Source organism: Actinoplanes missouriensis 431 (assembly GCF_000284295.1).
GTDB classification, from domain to species: Bacteria; Actinomycetota; Actinomycetes; order Mycobacteriales; family Micromonosporaceae; genus Actinoplanes; species Actinoplanes missouriensis.
Genome location: NC_017093.1, coordinates 3042303 through 3059037 on the forward strand (window position 1 = coordinate 3042303; position 16735 = coordinate 3059037).

At 71.2% G+C, this 16735-nt stretch carries 15 protein-coding genes; 9 read left to right on the forward strand and 6 right to left on the reverse strand.

The features are described from left to right. Window positions 1-620 precede the first annotated feature (620 nt). From AMIS_RS14270 to AMIS_RS44620, 3 genes are all read right to left on the reverse strand, one after another. Complete coding sequence (locus AMIS_RS14270) at window positions 621-1676, reverse strand: hypothetical protein (RefSeq protein ID WP_014443014.1); 1056 nt, start codon at window positions 1674-1676, stop codon at window positions 621-623. A gap of 15 nt (window positions 1677-1691) precedes the next feature. Continuing rightward, entirely contained in the window at window positions 1692-1913 is a 222-nt protein-coding gene (locus AMIS_RS14275; protein ID WP_157434861.1) for a hypothetical protein, read from the reverse strand. 64 nt (window positions 1914-1977) lie between these two features. Next, window positions 1978-2100, reverse strand: coding sequence for a hypothetical protein (locus tag AMIS_RS44620; protein ID WP_269447714.1), 123 nt, complete (start codon window positions 2098-2100; stop codon window positions 1978-1980). Window positions 2101-2197: 97 nt separating this feature from the next. Here AMIS_RS44620 and AMIS_RS14280 point away from each other — a divergent pair, with 97 nt between their 5' ends. After that, window positions 2198-2737 carry an ArsR/SmtB family transcription factor gene (locus AMIS_RS14280; protein ID WP_014443016.1) on the forward strand — a complete coding sequence of 180 codons (540 nt, stop codon included), beginning with the start codon at window positions 2198-2200 and terminating at the stop codon, window positions 2735-2737. Then, window positions 2734-3993 (forward strand): MFS transporter, encoded by a 1260-nt coding sequence (locus AMIS_RS14285; RefSeq protein ID WP_014443017.1) that lies wholly within the window; start codon window positions 2734-2736, stop codon window positions 3991-3993. The genes AMIS_RS14280 and AMIS_RS14285 overlap by 4 nt, the downstream gene beginning before the upstream one ends. Before the next feature lie 122 nt (window positions 3994-4115). On the opposite strand, the gene AMIS_RS14290 is transcribed toward AMIS_RS14285, so the two are convergent. After that, complete coding sequence (locus AMIS_RS14290; protein ID WP_014443018.1) at window positions 4116-4541, reverse strand: winged helix-turn-helix transcriptional regulator; 426 nt, start codon at window positions 4539-4541, stop codon at window positions 4116-4118. 101 nt (window positions 4542-4642) lie between these two features. On the opposite strand from AMIS_RS14290, the gene AMIS_RS14295 reads away from it, so the two are divergent. The 7 genes from AMIS_RS14295 to AMIS_RS14325 all read left to right on the forward strand — a co-directional run bounded on the left by AMIS_RS14295 (window position 4643) and on the right by AMIS_RS14325 (window position 14399). Continuing rightward, window positions 4643-5293, forward strand: a complete 651-nt coding sequence (locus tag AMIS_RS14295; protein WP_157434862.1) for an SGNH/GDSL hydrolase family protein — start codon at window positions 4643-4645, stop codon at window positions 5291-5293. 108 nt (window positions 5294-5401) lie between these two features. Beyond that, window positions 5402-9907, forward strand: coding sequence for a HAMP domain-containing protein (locus AMIS_RS14300; RefSeq protein WP_041830848.1), 4506 nt, complete (start codon window positions 5402-5404; stop codon window positions 9905-9907). A gap of 110 nt (window positions 9908-10017) precedes the next feature. Next, window positions 10018-10638, forward strand: coding sequence for an ECF RNA polymerase sigma factor SigK (gene sigK, locus AMIS_RS14305; protein WP_041829773.1), 621 nt, complete (start codon window positions 10018-10020; stop codon window positions 10636-10638). Then, window positions 10635-11384 (forward strand): anti-sigma factor, encoded by a 750-nt coding sequence (locus AMIS_RS14310; RefSeq protein WP_014443022.1) that lies wholly within the window; start codon window positions 10635-10637, stop codon window positions 11382-11384. The genes sigK and AMIS_RS14310 overlap by 4 nt, the downstream gene beginning before the upstream one ends. Before the next feature lie 72 nt (window positions 11385-11456). Next, on the forward strand, window positions 11457-12110 hold the full coding sequence (locus tag AMIS_RS14315) for a fasciclin domain-containing protein (RefSeq protein ID WP_014443023.1): 654 nt from the start codon (window positions 11457-11459) through the stop codon (window positions 12108-12110). Beyond that, the gene (locus tag AMIS_RS14320; protein ID WP_014443024.1) at window positions 12110-13708 is read left to right on the forward strand and encodes a molybdopterin-dependent oxidoreductase; all 1599 of its coding nucleotides are present in this window, start codon (window positions 12110-12112) and stop codon (window positions 13706-13708) included. Before AMIS_RS14315 ends, AMIS_RS14320 begins: the two co-directional genes overlap by 1 nt. A gap of 49 nt (window positions 13709-13757) precedes the next feature. Further along, window positions 13758-14399: a hypothetical protein gene (locus AMIS_RS14325; RefSeq protein ID WP_157434863.1), complete on the forward strand. Its 642-nt coding sequence runs from the start codon at window positions 13758-13760 to the stop codon at window positions 14397-14399. A 370-nt stretch (window positions 14400-14769) separates the two neighbouring features. Here the strand turns inward: AMIS_RS14325 and AMIS_RS14330 are convergent, their stop codons facing one another. Further along, window positions 14770-15414 carry a response regulator transcription factor gene (locus AMIS_RS14330; RefSeq protein WP_014443026.1) on the reverse strand — a complete coding sequence of 215 codons (645 nt, stop codon included), beginning with the start codon at window positions 15412-15414 and terminating at the stop codon, window positions 14770-14772. Beyond that, complete coding sequence (locus AMIS_RS14335) at window positions 15402-16712, reverse strand: sensor histidine kinase (protein ID WP_014443027.1); 1311 nt, start codon at window positions 16710-16712, stop codon at window positions 15402-15404. Before AMIS_RS14335 ends, AMIS_RS14330 begins: the two co-directional genes overlap by 13 nt. Window positions 16713-16735: the final 23 nt, after the last annotated feature.

Sequence of the window (16735 nt, forward strand, 5' to 3'; positions counted from 1 at the left end):
GCGGGCCCTTGGCCTTTCGGCTTCCGTCCTGGGCAGAGTTTCCAGCTGCATCCTCCACACCCTCGGTCGCGGCAGGCGAAGGGTCCGGCACGAGCGCTTCACCCTTCCCCGCATCACGCTGATCCGCCTTGGTCACGACTGCATCGTCCGGGGTGGCGCTGGGCTCACTCGCGCAGTCGAGTGGCGCTTCACCATCGGGTTGTGGGGCCCCGCACGGCGGCTGGGCGGAGACCGCGGCGCGCTCCTCGGCTTCTCGTAACTGGTGCAGGCGCCGGGCGTGGCGTTGGGTGAGACCCCACGAACGGTGCCGCTCGTGCTCCCGCCGGAACTCCTCCGCCGCCGGAGAATAATTGCGGCGCAGCGTCCGATCCCGAAGATTCCGGGTGGGAAACAAGGAAAGCTGCGCCATCACCCGATAATCCGCGGCCACTCAACGAACAATCCCGCCCGAATTTCACATCGCAGAATGTTCGCCAATCAGCTTGATGATCCGCCGATGAAGCTCCACGAAACCGTCAACGCCCCCATCGACAGGTCGGCGTAACGCTTTCTTACTCTCCGGCCCTCAGGCGTGCTGATTGCTGATGAGGGTAAAGCCGCCGTCACGGCGAGCCAGGCGGTCAGAAAGCATAGACCGTGTAGCTGTAGGGACGGCCTCGTTCGTAGATGGCCCGCAACCGTGGCTGCCTGACCTCGGGCAGTCGGGCCAGGACGCTGAGGAAGATCTGACCGTCGGGCTGGAACCGGTGAGCCGGGAGCTGCGCCGGCAGGGCTTCCGGCGGGATCGGGACCGTCCGCCCGACCGGCTTCGGGGCTGCGTGGAAGGCGAGGTGCCGCCAGGCGTCCCAGGCCAGCGGGACCGGTTTCACCGGCGGGGCCACCGGCCAGAGTTCGCCGGTCTGCGGATGCACCGGGATGAGCGCGACGTCGCCGTCGGGGTCCGGAAGGCCGGGCCCTGCCAGGACCAGGGTGCGCTCCGGCCCCGGGCTGACCGGGCCGACGAGACGGTCGAGAGTGGGCCGGAAGACCTCGGCGACCCGGGGATCCGGGATCGCCATCGGGTCGCCGCCCGAAGCGGTCAGGAGATGCGCCAGCGCCGAAGCTGCGGCGGCCGCCCACATCGGGTTCCAGCCGCCGCTCGGTTCGGACGGCGGGATGCCGGGCCGCTGGTCGATCAGTTCCGTCCAGTCGAGCACCGGGTGCGGGCCGGGACCGTTGTCGAGCATGCGGGTGGTCCGCGGGTCCAGCCAGATCGCCTGCCGCAGGCCGCAGTCGTCGATCCGGATGGCCACGGGTATGCCGCAGGTGTCGCACGCCATGTTGGGTTCGCCGCCGTCGAGGCCACAGCACGCGGAGTCGCCGACGAGCGCCGGGTCGATGACGGCGCCGTGGACGTCCCCCGGGACGAGCAGCACCCGGCCGACCGGCCCGGTGGAGATGCTGAACCTCGGCGCGTACCAGCCGAGCGACTCGGCCTGACCGGATTCGAGTTCCTTCCACCGGCGCCACGGCGAACCGGAGGGCAGCGGATCCACCGCGAACGTGCCGGGCTCCAGCGCCGGTGCCAGCGATCCCGGCCCGTTCCCGTACTTCTGATCCGCGTGGACGGGCAGCGCCACCCTCGACACCGGAACCGTCAGTGTGGCGTCGCAGTTTCGGCAGCCGAAAACCGTCATCAACGAAAGCTTCCGTTACTCATTCCGCTGTGGTGCGCCGGTCAGGCGTAGCCACAGAGCTGTGCCGTAAAGGATCAGGGATCCGATGCCGAGGACCGCGCCCCCGGTGTAGGCCACCTCGAGCCCGCCGCCCGCCAAGACACCCAGGAAGAGCAGGGCGGCGCTGCCGGCCGTCATGCCCGTGGCGAAGAGGGCACACTGGACGGCCGCGCTTTTCGATCTGACCTCGCCGTTCATGGCCCACATGGTCTCATCGCGACACAAAGAGCCACGAGAGTGTGGCCACGACAAGGGGAGGCACTCATGCGTTGCCTCGGGCCACTAGGTCGGTGAGCCAGGTGGCCTCGTCGAACGGCACCATCTCGGCGGTCGACCAGAAGGTGGCGGCCTCGTCGGTCGACGGCGGCCCGGCCCGCCGGGTCAAGTTCTGCGCTGCGAAACCTGACTGCGGGCGGTGCGAAGCGACGCGATCGCGCGGAAAGGCCTTGCGCAATGGTCAAGAAACGTTGACCATTGAGCGCATGCCTGCGGACGATCTACCCGAGACGTTTCACGTCACCACGGCCGAGCAGCTACGCGCCGTCGCCAACCTCACCCGTCACCGGATCATGGCCGTGCTCCGCTTCGAGCCGGCGACGATCACGCAGATCGCCGATCGGGTGGGGCTGGCGAAGGGCAGTTCCAGCTACCACGTACGGCTGCTGGAGCGGGCCGGCCTGGTGACGGTGGTGCGGACCCGGAAGGTGCGGGGAGTCACCGAGCGGTACTACGCGATGGCCGCTCAGTCGATCGAGCTGCCGGATCCGGGCGAGGGCCGGCCGGATGTGCTGATGCGCAACGCGGTGGCGGACCTGGAGGCAGCGCCGGCGGACGGCACGCGGCAGGTGCGGATGGCGCATCTGCGGCTCACCGAGGAGCAGTTCACGCAGCTGGGGGAGCGGTTGCAGGCCCTTGCGGACGAGTACCGGGACCTGTCCGATCCGTCGCTGCCGGACGCGTCACTGGTCTTCGCGCTGTTCCACCCGGCAACCCGCGTGCAGGCCGGAGGTGATGCCGAGTGACCGCAGACGTCCGGAAACTGCCGGCCGGGTTCGGGCGACTGTGGACCGCGCAGACGGTGTCCTCGCTCGGCGACGGGGTCACCCACGCCGCGTTCCCGCTGCTCGCGCTGACGTTGACCCGGGACCCGATGGCGCTCGCCGTGGTCACCGCCGCCGGAACGCTGCCGTGGCTGCTCTTCGGGGTGATCGGCGGCGCGCTTGTCGACCGCTGGGACCGCCGGCGCACGATGTGGGTCGCGGACGTGGCACGCGCGGTGCTGCTCGCGATCCCGGTCGGGGCGGCCGCCTTCGGCGTGCTGAGCATCCCGTTGCTCGCAGCCGTCGCCTTCCTGCTCGGGCTCGGTGGCCTCTTCTTCGACACGGCCGCCACCGCCTACCTGCCCGACCTGCTCGGCCGCGAACCCGCGCTCCTGGAGCGCGCCAACTCCCGCCTGCGCGGAGCCCAGACCGCCATGGCCGGCTTCGCGGGGCCACCGGCGGGCAGCGCGCTGCTCTCGCTCGGGCGGGCGGCGCCGCTGCTCGCTGACGCGGTGTCGTTCGCGCTCTCCGCCTTGCTGGTCCGGTCGCTTCCCGCCATGCCCCGGCCCGTCACGCAGGCCCGCGAGTCACTGCTCCGGCAGGCGCGGGCCGGCGCCTCGTATGTCTTCCGGGACCAGTTACTGCTCGGACTCGCGCTCCGCCCGGCGATCGGGAACATCGCCTTCACCGCCGTCGGGACCGTCCTCGCCCTCTTCGCGCACGACCGGCTCGGCATCGCGACCTACGGCTTCGGCCTGCTCCTCACGGCAGAGGCCACCGGCGGCCTGATCGGTGCGGCCATCGCCTCCTTCCTGGGCCGGCGCCTCGGCACCGGCACCGCGCTGACCTGCACAGCCGCGGTCGAGGGACTCGCCGTCCTGGGTCTGGCCGCCGCCCCGAACCCGTACGTCGCCGGCCTCGCCCTCGCCGCCTGCGGAGCGGCCATGGGCGCCACGATGGTGCTGGCCCCGTCCCTCCGGCAGGCGATCGTCCCCGCCCACCTGATCGGCCGGGTCGCCTCCACGTCCCGGATGCTCGCCATGTGTGCCGCCCCGGTCGGCGCTTTCCTCGCCGGCTGGCTGGCCGCCACGTTCGACGTGCGCACGCCGCTCTACGTCGCGGCCGGCCTCCTGCTCGCGATGACCGCCGTCACGGCGACCATGACCAGCAACCGCCGCGTCGAGGCAGCTCTGTGCGCCGCGGCCCCGGCCCAGCCGTCCAGCTCACTCAAAATCTGACGATCCGGTACGGGCGGACCTGCCGCACGCCGGTCAGGAGCGGTCGTTCCTGGGGATGATGCCGAGGGTGGAGCCGACGGACTGCGGTAGACGGCCGACGATCGCGGCGGTGGCGAAAATACTCAGTCCGGCTCGGTGATGAGGGGGTCGCCGCACGCCCGGCAGTGCACCTCGGCCACCAATTCATGGCCGCAGGAGTGGTCGAACCGTACCGGATCGTCGGTTTTTCGGACGTGTTCGTGACCCCAGCGCTTCAGCGTCAGCAGCACCGGCGACAACGCCCGCCCCATCTCGGTGAGCCGGTACTCGTAGCGGGGCGGCCGCGAACTGTACTGCTCCCGGGCGATGACGCCACAGTCGAGCAGCTTGCGCAGCCGGGCGGTGAGGATGTCCCGAGGCGCGCCGGTATTGGCCGCGATGTCGGTGAACCGCCGTTCCGCATAGAACAGCTCCCGCACCACCAGCAGGCTCCAGCGATCACCGACCACCTCCAGCGCGTCGGCGATCGTGCAGTCCCTGGGGGTCCGGTCCGCGGGCGCTGTCGGCATGCTCGAATTCTCCCCTCAGTGGGTTGTGATTTCAAACCGACCCTGCCAGGGTCGGTTTGATTGCCCAACTCACTACGAAGCAGGCAGGTGAAGCGGCAGTGATGAGCGAAGCCACCGACCCCGACGTCCTTTCGCCGACGCAGGCCGCGAAGATCCTCTCCGGCGCTGTCTGGAAACGATTCGCCGTCTTCGGCGACAGCCTCTCCCTCGGCGTCGGCGACGCCACACCCGGCTACGGCGACCTGGGCTGGCCGTCCCGTGTGGAGCAAGCGTTGCGCCAGGTCCAGCCCGGCCTCGCCTACCTCAACACCGCCCGGGTCGGCGCCACCACCGCACAGGCGCTCGCCGAGCAGGCCGATCGCATCGCGGACTTCGGTCCCGACCTTCTCCACCTCAACAGCGGCGCCAACGACATCATCCGGCGCTCCCTCGACTGGGGCCGGATCGAGAACGACCTGCGGACCATGTACGCCTGGGCGTCCTCGACAGGCGCCCGGCTGAGCGTCTTCACCCTCGGGCGGGCCTTCACGGTCGGCATACCCGGCTTCACCGACCGCGTCGCCCGCCTCAACGACATCACCCGGGCTCTCGCGGCGGAGTACGACGTGACGGTCGCCGACTGCTGGGACCACCCGCTCAACGACCGGCCCGGACTGGTCAGCCGGGACGGCATCCACTTCGCCGCCATGGGTCAGGCGATCATCGCGGGCGTGCTGGTCGAAGCGCTCGGAAAGCGCCTCGTCGCTCGATAGAAGGGTGATCCACCTCTGCGTGCATACTTACCGCCGATGATCACCGTGATGCGGCTGCGGTGGTGCGGATGAGGAAGCCGGAGAGGTCCTGTGGGCGACGAGATGACCATGCATCAGCACACCGGTGCGGCGGTGGCCGATCGCGATCTGCGGCAGCTGCTGGCCGGGCTCACCGCCGTGCGCGACGGCGACTTCCGGACCCGGCTGCCGGAGGACGGTGACGGTCTGCTGGGTGAGATCGCGACCGTTTTCAACGGCATGGTCGACCAGCTGTCGCTGTTCACCTCCGAGGTGACCCGGGTGGCCCGGGAGGTGGGCACCGAGGGGCAGCTCGGCGGGCAGGCCGAGGTGCCGGCGGTCTCCGGCACCTGGAAGGACCTGACCGATTCGGTCAACGCGATGGCCGGCAACCTCACCGACCAGGTACGCGACATCGCTCAGGTGGCGACAGCGGTGGCCCGGGGTGACCTCTCGCAGAAGATCACGGTCGACGTACGGGGTGAGATCCTCGAACTGAAGAACACCATCAACACCATGGTCGACGAGCTGTCGAGCTTCGCCGACGAGGTGACCCGGGTGGCCCGGGAGGTGGGCAGCGAGGGCCGCCTCGGCGGGCAGGCCGAGGTGCCCGGCGTCGCCGGCACCTGGCGTGACCTGACCGACTCGGTGAACTTCATGGCCGGCAACCTGACCAACCAGGTCCGCAACATCGCGCAGGTGACCACCGCGGTCGCCCGCGGTGACCTGTCGCAGAAGATCACCGTTGACGCCCGCGGGGAGATCCTCGAGCTGAAGTCGACCATCAACACGATGGTGGATCAGTTGTCGTCGTTCGCCGACGAGGTGACCCGGGTGGCCCGCGAGGTCGGCACCGACGGACGCCTCGGCGGCCAGGCGCAGGTCAGCGGCGTCGCCGGCACCTGGCGTGACCTCACCGACTCGGTCAACTCGATGGCCGGCAACCTGACCGACCAGGTCCGCAGCATCGCCCAGGTGGCGACAGCGGTGGCCCGCGGTGACCTGTCCCAGAAGATCACCGTGACCGCCCGCGGGGAGATCCTGGAGCTGAAGAACACCATCAACACGATGGTCGACCAGCTGTCGAGCTTCGCCGACGAGGTCACCCGGGTGGCCCGCGAGGTGGGCACCGAGGGCCGGCTCGGCGGCCAGGCCGACGTCAAGGGCGTCTCCGGCACCTGGAAGGACCTCACCGAATCGGTGAACGTCATGGGCGACAACCTGACCGCCCAGGTGCGCAGCATCGCCGAGGTGACCACCGCCGTCGCCAAGGGCGACCTCACCCAGAAGATCCGGGTCGACGCCCGCGGCGAGATCGCCGAGCTCAAGGAGACCATCAACACGATGGTCGACCAGCTGTCCGCGTTCGCCGACGAGGTGACCCGGGTGGCCCGGGAGGTGGGCACCGAGGGCCGGCTCGGTGGACAGGCCCGGGTGCTCAACGTGGGCGGCACCTGGAAGGACCTGACCGACAACGTCAACGTGATGGCCTCCAACCTGACCACCCAGGTGCGCTCGATCGCGCTGGTCGCCACCGCGGTGGCGCAGGGCGACCTCAGCCGCAAGATCACGGTGGAGACCAAGGGTGAGGTCGCGGTCCTGGCGCAGACCATCAACACCATGGTCGACACCCTCTCGGCGTTCGCCGACGAGGTGACCCGGGTGGCCCGCGAGGTCGGCACCGAGGGCCAGCTCGGTGGTCAGGCGCGGGTGCCGAACGTGGCCGGTACCTGGAAGGACCTGACCGACAACGTCAACTCGATGGCGAACAACCTGACCGGCCAGGTCCGCAACATCGCGCAGGTCACCACCGCGGTCGCCCAGGGCGACCTGACCAAGAAGATCGACGTGGACGCCCGCGGCGAGATCCTGGAGCTCAAGACCACCATCAACACGATGGTCGACCAGCTGTCCAGCTTTGCCGCCGAGGTGACCCGGGTGGCACGCGAGGTGGGAAGCGAGGGCCGCCTGGGCGGCCAGGCCGAGGTCGAAGGCGTTTCCGGTACGTGGAAGCGGCTCACCGAGAACGTGAACGAGCTGGCCGGCAACCTCACCCGGCAGGTACGCGCGATCGCCGAGGTGACGAGCGCGGTGGCCACCGGCGACCTGACCCGCTCGATCACCGTGGACGCCTCGGGTGAGGTGGCCGAGCTCAAGGACAACATCAACTTCATGGTGGAGTCGCTGCGCGAGACCACCCGGGCCAACCAGGAGCAGGACTGGCTCAAGACGAACCTGGCCCGGATCTCGTCGCTGATGCAGGGGCACCGCGACCTCGAGGTGGTCGCCTCCCTGGTGATGAACGAGCTGGCCCCGCTGGTCAACGCCCAGCTGGGCACGTTCCTGCTGGTCGAGGAGACCGGTACGGGCGCGGATCTGCGCGTGGTCGGCACCTACGGCCACCGGGCCGGCGAGCACCGATACGCGCTCGGCGAGTCCCTGGTGGGCCAGGCCGCCGTGGCGAAACGGCGCATCGTCGTCAACGAGATGCCCGGTGACTACTTCACCGTCGCCTCCAGCCTCGGCTCGCTCGCTCCCATGCAGGTGGTCGTGGTGCCGATCCTGGTCGAGGACCAGGCGCTGGGCGTCATCGAGCTGGCCGGCATGGCGCCGTTCCAGCAGGTGCACCACGACTTCCTGGATCAGCTGATGGAGACGATCGGCGTCAACGTCAACACCATGGTCGCCAACGCCCGTACGGATGTGCTGCTCACCGAGTCGCAGCGGCTCGCCGCCGAGCTGCAGGCCCGGTCCGAGGAACTGCAGGCGCGCTCGGAGGAGCTGCAGCGGTCGAACGCGGAGCTGGAGGACAAGGCCTCGCTGCTGGCCCGGCAGAACCGCGACATCGAGACCAAGAACTCCGAGATCGAGCAGGCCCGCCAGGAGTTGGAGGCCCGGGCCCAGCAGCTCGCCCTCGCCTCCAAGTACAAGTCCGAGTTCCTCGCCAACATGAGCCACGAGCTGCGTACCCCGCTGAACTCGCTGCTCATCCTGGCCCAGCTGCTGGCGCAGAACCCGAACCGCAACCTGACCCCGAAGCAGGTGGAGTACGCGACGGTCATCCACTCCGCCGGCACCGACCTGTTACAGCTGATCAACGACATCCTCGATCTGTCGAAGGTCGAGGCCGGCAAGATGGACATCACGCCGGAGACGGTCGCGCTGCGCAACCTGCTCGGCTACGTCGAGGCGACGTTCCGCCCGCTGACCACCTCGCGCAGCCTGGACTTCCAGGTGTCGACGGCGGCCGACGTGCCGACCGAGCTGTTCACCGACGAGCAGCGGCTGCGTCAGGTGCTGCGCAACCTGCTCTCCAACGCCGTCAAGTTCACCGAGCAGGGCAGCGTACGGCTGCGCATCGACCGGGCCCGGCCCGAGGAGCTCTCCGCGGCGCTGGCCGAGCACGACACGGTGATCGCCTTCCGGGTGACCGATACCGGCATCGGGATCGCCGAGCAGCAGCTCACCGCGATCTTCGACGCCTTCCAGCAGGCCGACGGCACCACCAGCCGCCGCTACGGCGGCACCGGGCTGGGCCTGTCGATCAGCCGGGAGATCGCCTGGCTGCTCGGCGGCGAGATCAGCGCACAGAGCCTGCTCGGGCAGGGCAGCACCTTCACGCTCTACATGCCGGTTCAGACGGCGCCGGCGGCCGGAACGCCGGCGGCGGAACCGGTCCTCGGCGCCGGGCTGCCGGCGCTGCCGCAGCAGGCCGACCTGAGCCGGCCCCACCGGCTGCTGGTCGTGGAGTCCCAGGCGGAAGGGCTCCTGACGCTGATCGCCCGGGGTGTCGCCGCGACGCTCGCCGACACGCACGGGCTGATCGACGTCGTGACGGCGGTCGACCCGGAGGCCGCGATCGCCGAGCTGCGCTCCCAGGCGTTCCACCTCGTGGTCCTGGACCTGGCGATGCCGGCCGATCACGGGCCCGGGTTCCTCAAGGCGCTGCACGACGACGCGCGGCTGCGCGATCTGCCGGTCCTGGTCTACCGGACCCAGCTCGCGTCCCTGGGCAACGACACGCTGCTGCAGGCGTTCGCCCAGACCCGGCCGCTGGAGTCGCTGTCGAGCCTCGACGATCTGCGGGAGCGGATCACGCTCTACATGTCGACGGACGCCGGGAGGCCGGTCATGCCCCCGTCGATGCCTGTCGACACGGTCGCGGACCTGGCGCACGCCGCCGGGAATCTCGCCGGGCGCAAGGTGCTCGTCGTCGACGACGACGCCCGCAACGTCTTCGCCCTGACCAACATCCTCGAACTGCACGGCATGGAGGTCGTCTACGCGGAGAACGGCCGCAAGGGGATCGACGTGCTCGCCCGGCACGACGACATCGACCTGATCCTGATGGACGTCATGATGCCGGAGATGGATGGTTACGCCGCCACGGCCGCCATCCGCGCCATGCCCAAGTACGCCCGCCTGCCGATCATCGCGGTGACCGCCAAGGCGATGCACGGCGACCGGGAGAAGAGCCTCTCCTCGGGGGCCAGCGACTACGTCACCAAGCCCGTCGACGCGGAGGACCTGCTCGCCTGCATCGAACGCTGGCTGGCGCAGAAGCCGGAATCGGAGGTGACCCGCTCCGCCGGCTGACCGCCGCGGCGGCGCCCGTCGCGAAATTCGTCGTGGATCAGACCCATCCGCACATGCCGGGACTCCGAATCACGGTTGGATCAGTGTGTGGGCGGAAGGGCGAGAACCTCATGGCGGAACGCGGCACCAGCCGCCGGGCGGAGCACCTGATGCCGGTGACCGACCCGGAACCGGCGTCACCGAGCATGGCCGACGAGCTGCTCAGGGCGGTGGGCAGGGGCGACGAGCAGGCCTTCGGCCGCCTGTACGACCTGGTCGCGCCCCGGGTCTACGGCCTGATCCGGCGCGTGTTGCGGGACCCGGCGCTGGCCGAGGAGGTCACGCAGGAGGTGCTGGTGGAGGTGTGGCGCAGCGCCGCCCGGTTCGACGCCGCGCACGGTTCCGCGAGCGCGTGGGTGTTCACGATCGCGCACCGGCGTGCGGTGGACCGGGTACGCGCCGAGCAGTCGGCCGCCGACCGGACGATCCGGGTCGGCGCGTCGTCGCTGGACACGCCCTACGACGTGGTCGCCGACGAGGTGTCCGGCCGGCTGGAGCGGCAGCAGGTGCGTCACTGCCTGGACACGCTGACCGAGCTGCAGCGTGAGGTGGTCACCCTGGCGTACTACCAGGGGTACGCGTACCCGCAGGTGGCCGAGCTGCTCAAGACACCGCTGGGAACTGTCAAGACGAGGATGCGGGACGGGCTGATCCGCCTGCGGGACTGCCTGGGCGTGGAGGTGGCGGCGTGACCTCGGACATTCACTCGCTGGTCGGGGCGTACGCGCTCGACGCCGTGAACGATCTGGAACGGGCCGCGTTCGAGCGGCACCTGGCCGAGTGCGAGGCGTGCCGGATCGAGTCGGCGGAGTTGCGTGAGGCCGCCGCCCGCCTGGCCGACGGCGTCTGGTCGGTGCCGCCGCCGCGGCTGCGCGAGACCGTGCTCGCCGAGATCGCCGCGACCCGGCAGTTGCCACCGCGCACGGCGACCGTGGCCGGCGGTGGCCCGGCGGCGCGGGCGCGGCTGTCGCGGCGTCATCTGCTCAGCGCCGCGGCCGCCGTGGTGATCGCCGCGGCCGGCGCCGGCACGGCGGTCTACACGGTGCAGGAGAGTCGGGTACGCGAGGAGCGGTCGGTCGCCGAGGCGGCCCGTGACCAGCAGGCGCGTGTCCGTACCATCCTCGCGTCGCCCGATGTGGAGGTGCGCGGTGAGACGCTGCGCGACGGCGGGCGGGTCACCGTGGCGTACTCCCGGTTGCGGGATGCCGGCGTGGTCATGCTCGCCGCGGACGCCGCGCCCGGCAGCGGCCGGGTCTTCCAGCTCTGGACGGTCCGTTCCGGCACGGCGGTGTCCGAAGGGGTGCTGGCGCCCGGCGAGGCCGCGAGCGTGACGATCGTGGAACGGGTGGCGTCCGCGACGGTCGTCGGCGTCTCGATCGAACCGCCCGGTGGCTCGGCCACGCCGACGGACATGACGGCCGGCGTGAAAATAATTTGATCTTCCACCAATCCGGCGCGGGGTTCGTTCCGAATCATCGGTGAAGGTACCGATACAGGAGGAATTGAACCCATGCGTGCAACGAAGCTCACCGCCCTGACCGCCGCGACGCTCTTCGCGGTCTCCCTCGCGGCCTGCGGCAGCGACTCCGAGGACAACAGCGACTCGGCCGCTGCCGCACCGGCGACGACCAGCGCGGCGCCGAGCATGGCATCGAGCATGGCGCCGAGCACCGGCAGCGACGCCATGGCGAACTTCGGCCCCGGCTGTGCGGCGGTGCCGACCGACCCGTCCGACGCGGGCAGCTTCCAGGCGATGGCGCAGGTGCCGGTCGCCACCGCGGCCTCCGGCAACCCGCTGCTGTCCACACTCGTCACCGCGGTCAAGAAGGCCGGGCTGGTCGACTCGCTCAACTCGGCCGACGGGATCACCGTCTTCGCGCCGACCAACGACGCGTTCGGCAAGCTGCCGAAGGCCACGCTGGACAAGGTGCTCGCCGACAAGAAGACGCTGACCAGCATCCTCACCTACCACGTGGTGCCCGGGAAGCTCACGCCCGCGGACCTGGCCGGCACCCACAAGACGCTGGAGGGCGACGAGGTCACGGTCACCGGCAGCGGCGAGGACTTCACGGTCGCCGACGCGGCGTCCGTGGTCTGCGGCAACGTGCAGACGGCCAACGCCAACGTGTACATCATCGACTCCGTCCTGATGCCGAAGAGCTGATGGGCCGCACACTGTCCGGCGCGCTCTGCGGGATCGTCGCGGCAGGCACCGGGGTCGCAGTCGCGGAACTCTCCGCGGCCGCGACCCGGCCGCAGGCCGGCCCGCTGGTCGCGGTCGGCGCGGCGGTCATCGACGCCACGCCGACCGCGGTCAAGGAGTTCGCCGTACGCGAGTTCGGCACTCACGACAAACCGATCCTGCTCACCGGCATCGCCGTCGTCCTGGCGCTGCTCGCCGCGCTGGCCGGGGTGGCGGCGACCCGGTGGCGCCTCGCCGTCCCGGCGGGTGCGCTGATCCTCGGCGGCGCGGGAGCCGCGGCGGCGCTCTCCCGGCCCGCGGCCACCCCGGTCGACGCGCTGCCGTCGCTGCTGGGCGCCGTGGTGGCGGGGGCTGCCCTGTGGTGGCTGACCCGTCCCCGCGAGGGTGGCGCCGCCGCGAATGACCGTCACGGGCCGGTGCCGGCCACCCCTGACGTCCCTCGCGAGGCAGCGCCGGCCACCCCCGGCGTCCCTCGCGAGGCAGCCCCGGCCACCCCTGCTCAGCCGGGCGTGGATCGGCGTCTCGTCATGCGGCTGGCGCTGCTCGCGGCCGGCGCGGGCGCGGCGGAGGCCACCGCACTGTCGCTGGCGGGCCGGCAGGAGACTGCCGCGGGCCGTACCCGGGAAATGCTCCGATTGCCTGCCCCCGCCGACCCGGCGCCCGCCCTGCCCCGCGGAACCGCCCCGGGCTTCACCACCGGCAACGACGTCTTCTACCGGGTGGACACCGCCCTGAGCGTGCCCCGGATCGACCCGGCGACGTGGCGGCTGCGCCTGCACGGCATGGTCGACCGGGAGATCGAGGTGTCCCTGGCCGACCTGCTGCGCCAGCCGCTGATCGAACGCGACATCACCCTCAACTGCGTCTCCAACGAGGTCGGCGGGCCGTACATCGGCACCGCCCGCTGGCTCGGCGTGCCGCTCGCGGCGCTGCTGCGTGAGGCCGGCATCCGGGCCGGCGCCGACCAGATCGTGGCCCGCTCGGTCGACGGCATGACCATCGGCACCCCGCTGGCGACCGCGCTCGACGGACGCGACACCATGCTGGCGGTCGGCATGAACGGCGAGCCGCTGCCGCTGGAGCACGGTTTCCCGGTGCGCATGCTCACCCCCGGCCTGTACGGGTACGCCGGCGCCTGCAAATGGCTGACCGAGATCGAGCTGACCACGTTCGAGCAGGTCGACGCGTACTGGGTCGAGCGTGGCTGGTCGCCGGGAGGCACCGTGAAGACCGCGTCGCGCATCGACCGCCCGGCGCCGTTCGCGAAACTCAGCCCCGGGCCGGTCACCGTCGCCGGCGTCGCCTGGGCCCAGCGCCGGGGCATCACGGCCGTCGAGGTCAGCGTCGACGGCGGCCCCTGGGAGCAGGCCGAGTTGCTGCCCACGGCGTCCGTCGACACCTGGACGCAGTGGCGATACAGCTGGGCGGCGACGGCCGGGTCCCACACGCTGGCGGTCCGCGCCACCGACCGCACCGGCGCGGTCCAGCCGCAGTCCCGGGTCACCCCGTTCCCCGACGGTGCGACCGGCTGGCACACCGTCACCGTCACCGTCGGATGAGCGCGGGCCCGGGGTGGCGGCCGGCCGGGATATCGGACAAGGTTGATCGGTGCGCGATGACGACCTGCACCAGCCGCCGGCGCCGGCGCGGAGACCCAGGGTGCGACGGGCCCGGCGGCTCCTCAGCCCGGCAGGTCTGATCATGGCGGGGCTCTGCCTGTTGCTGCCCTTCATGAGCGCGTCGTGCGAGAGCGGGCAGCAACAGGTGCGATGGCGCGTCACGTACACCGGTGTGGATGTCGTTGCCGGCGGGAAGCCTGCCGTCGCCTTCACCGACGACGTGACCCGGCGGCCGATGCGCACCCTCGACGCCGAGGGGGAACGGCAACTGCTCGGTACGTCACCCACGCCGCTGCCGCCGCAGCCCGTGGCGTGGATGGCCGTGGTGCTCATGACGGCGGCGCTCGCCGCCACAGCGCTGCCGTCGCGGTACTGGCGTGCGACCGCCACCGCCGGGCTCGCCCTTCCCGCGGCCGTCCTCCTGGTCGGGGCGACCATGCTGGCGCGGCGGGACGCGACGGACGCGGTGGCAGCGGTGCTGAGCAGGACGACCTCGCCGGAGGTGCGCCGGTGGGAGCACTACGGTCAGGTCAGCGACATGTTCGGCTACACCTACGGGTTGTGGATCGCGGTGGGGACGCTCTCCGCCGTCGGGGTGGTCAACCTTGTCGTGGCGGTCAGCCGCCGCTGACGCGGCCGCCGCGGGTGAAACTCAGCGAGCCCACCGAAGTTCAGCGGCAGCAGCTGGATGCCCAGGATCGACTCCGGCTCGGCCTCGCCGGCGCGGCATCGATCAGGTCGCACGCAACGCCAGGCGGCGCGGGGACCAGGTCGCACGCAACGCCGGCGGCACATCAATCAGGTCGCACGCAACGCCTTCGTGGCGATCCATCAACGCCAGGGCAGGGATGACAGCACACGAACCGGTTCCGTGCGACCTCATCACGACACGCTGAAACGCCGCCCACCCTGCTGTGTCATGGGTACGCCTACCACTCGGCAGGCCCGGTCGGGCGCACCGCTGGCGCCGACATCCGGCAGGCCACGGTCGCGCCCGGGCGTTACTGATTGAGGTAGGTCAGGACGGCGCGTACCCGGCGGTTGGTGTCGTCGGCGGGTGGGAGGTCGAGCTTGCCGAAGATGTTGGTGATGTGTTTCTCCACCGACACCGGGGCGAGGAACAGGGCGCCGCAGATCGCCGAGTTCGACAGGCCCTGCGCCATCAGGCCGAGGACCTCGCGTTCGCGGGCGGTGAGGCCCTCGATGCCGTGGTCGCGGCTGCTGCGGTTGAACAGTTGCCGGACGACCTCGGGATCCATCGCGGTGCCGCCGGCGGCGACGCGGTCGGCGGTGTCGAGGAAGTCGTCCAGGGCTGTCACCCGGTCCTTGAGGAGGTATCCGACGCCGCCCCGGCCGTCGGCGAGCAGTTCGGCGGCGTAGGCGCGTTCGACGTACTGGGAGACGATCAGCACCCTCGTGTCCGGGTCGGCTGCCCGCAGCTCCAGGGCCGCGCGCAGGCCCTCGTCGCGGAAACCGGGAGGCAACCGGACGTCCACGATGGACAGATCGGGGCGGTGCTCGGTGACCGCGGCGATCAGGTCCGGCGCGGTGTCGACGGCGGCCACCACGGTGTGCCCGGTGTCGGTCAGCAGGCGGACCATGCCCTCCCGCAGCAGGAGCAGGTCTTCGGCGATCACGATGCGCATGGGAACTCCGCGTGCAGGACGGTCGGCCCACCGGCCGGGCTGGTCACGGTCAGCGTGCCGTCGAGGGCTTCGACCCGGCGGCGCAGCCCGTCGAGCCCTGAGCCGGCCGGATCGGCGCCGCCGTCACCGTCGTCGGTGACGGTGACCTGCACCGTGCCGGTCGACCGGCCGCTCGATCGGCCCAGGGAGACGGTGCACCGGCCGGCGCCGGCGTGCTTGGCGGCGTTGGCGAGGCCTTCGGCGACCACGAAGTACGCCGCGGACTCGACAGCGGCCGGATAACGGTCCTCGGGATCACCCTGGACGGTCACCGTGAGCGGGCTGTCCCCGGCCAGCGCGGCGACGGCGGCGTGCAGGCCGCGATCGGTGAGGATCGGCGGGTGGATGCCACGGACCAGCCGGCGCATCTCGGCGAGCGCCTCGTCGAGCTGCCGGCGGGCCAGGTCGATGTCGGCGGCGGTGTCCGGCTGTTCTTGCTGGTTCGTTGGTTCTTGCCGATTTGCTGGTTCTTGCTGGTTCGTTGGTCCGTGCCGGTTCGGTTCAACCCGCCGCAGCTTGCGGGCGGCCAGCGCGAGCGTCATACCGGCGGCCACGATCCGGGCCTGGGCGCCGTCGTGCAGGTCACGCTCGATACGCCGCAGCTCGGCGGCCTGCACGTCGACGACGCGGCGGCGGGTCTCGGCCAGCCGGGCCGTCTCGTCGACCAGGTGGCGGTGCATGCCGGGCGCCAGCAGGGCGCGGGCGGCCCTGCCCTGCCACCCGCCGAGGGTACGGATCAGCCACCCGGCCACCGGCAGCAGCAGCACGCCGAGGACGGTCAGGACCAGCCGGCCGGGAACGGTGGTCATCAGGAACCGCATCGGCTCGGGCGCGTGCGGGTTGGGCACCGCCCACGCCCACAGCACGGCGGTGAGGATGCCGAGCTCCACGACCGCGGTGACGATGCCGGCCACCGCGGCGGCCGGCCCGATCGGGAAGAGCAGCACGAGCCAGACCAGGTCGCGCCACGTCGCCGGCTGGACGACCACGGCGCGGACCCGTTCGCCGACGGTGCGGCCGCCGGTGGGAACGTACGGTGAAGGGATCGGTGTGCCGAGAACCCAGCGTGCCCGGCGTCGTTCCGCGTCCGCGAAGCGGCGCGTGACCCAGGAGGCGCCGAGGAAAGCCGGCCCGCCGAGATGGGTGATCGAGGTCAGCGCGACGACGAGCGTGGCGGCCAGGCTCCACACGAACCCGGCGACGCCGGCGGGCAGACCCACGATCAGGTACGCCAGAGCCCGTCCCGTCCGCTGCAGCATCGCGCTGATCCTACCGATCCGGC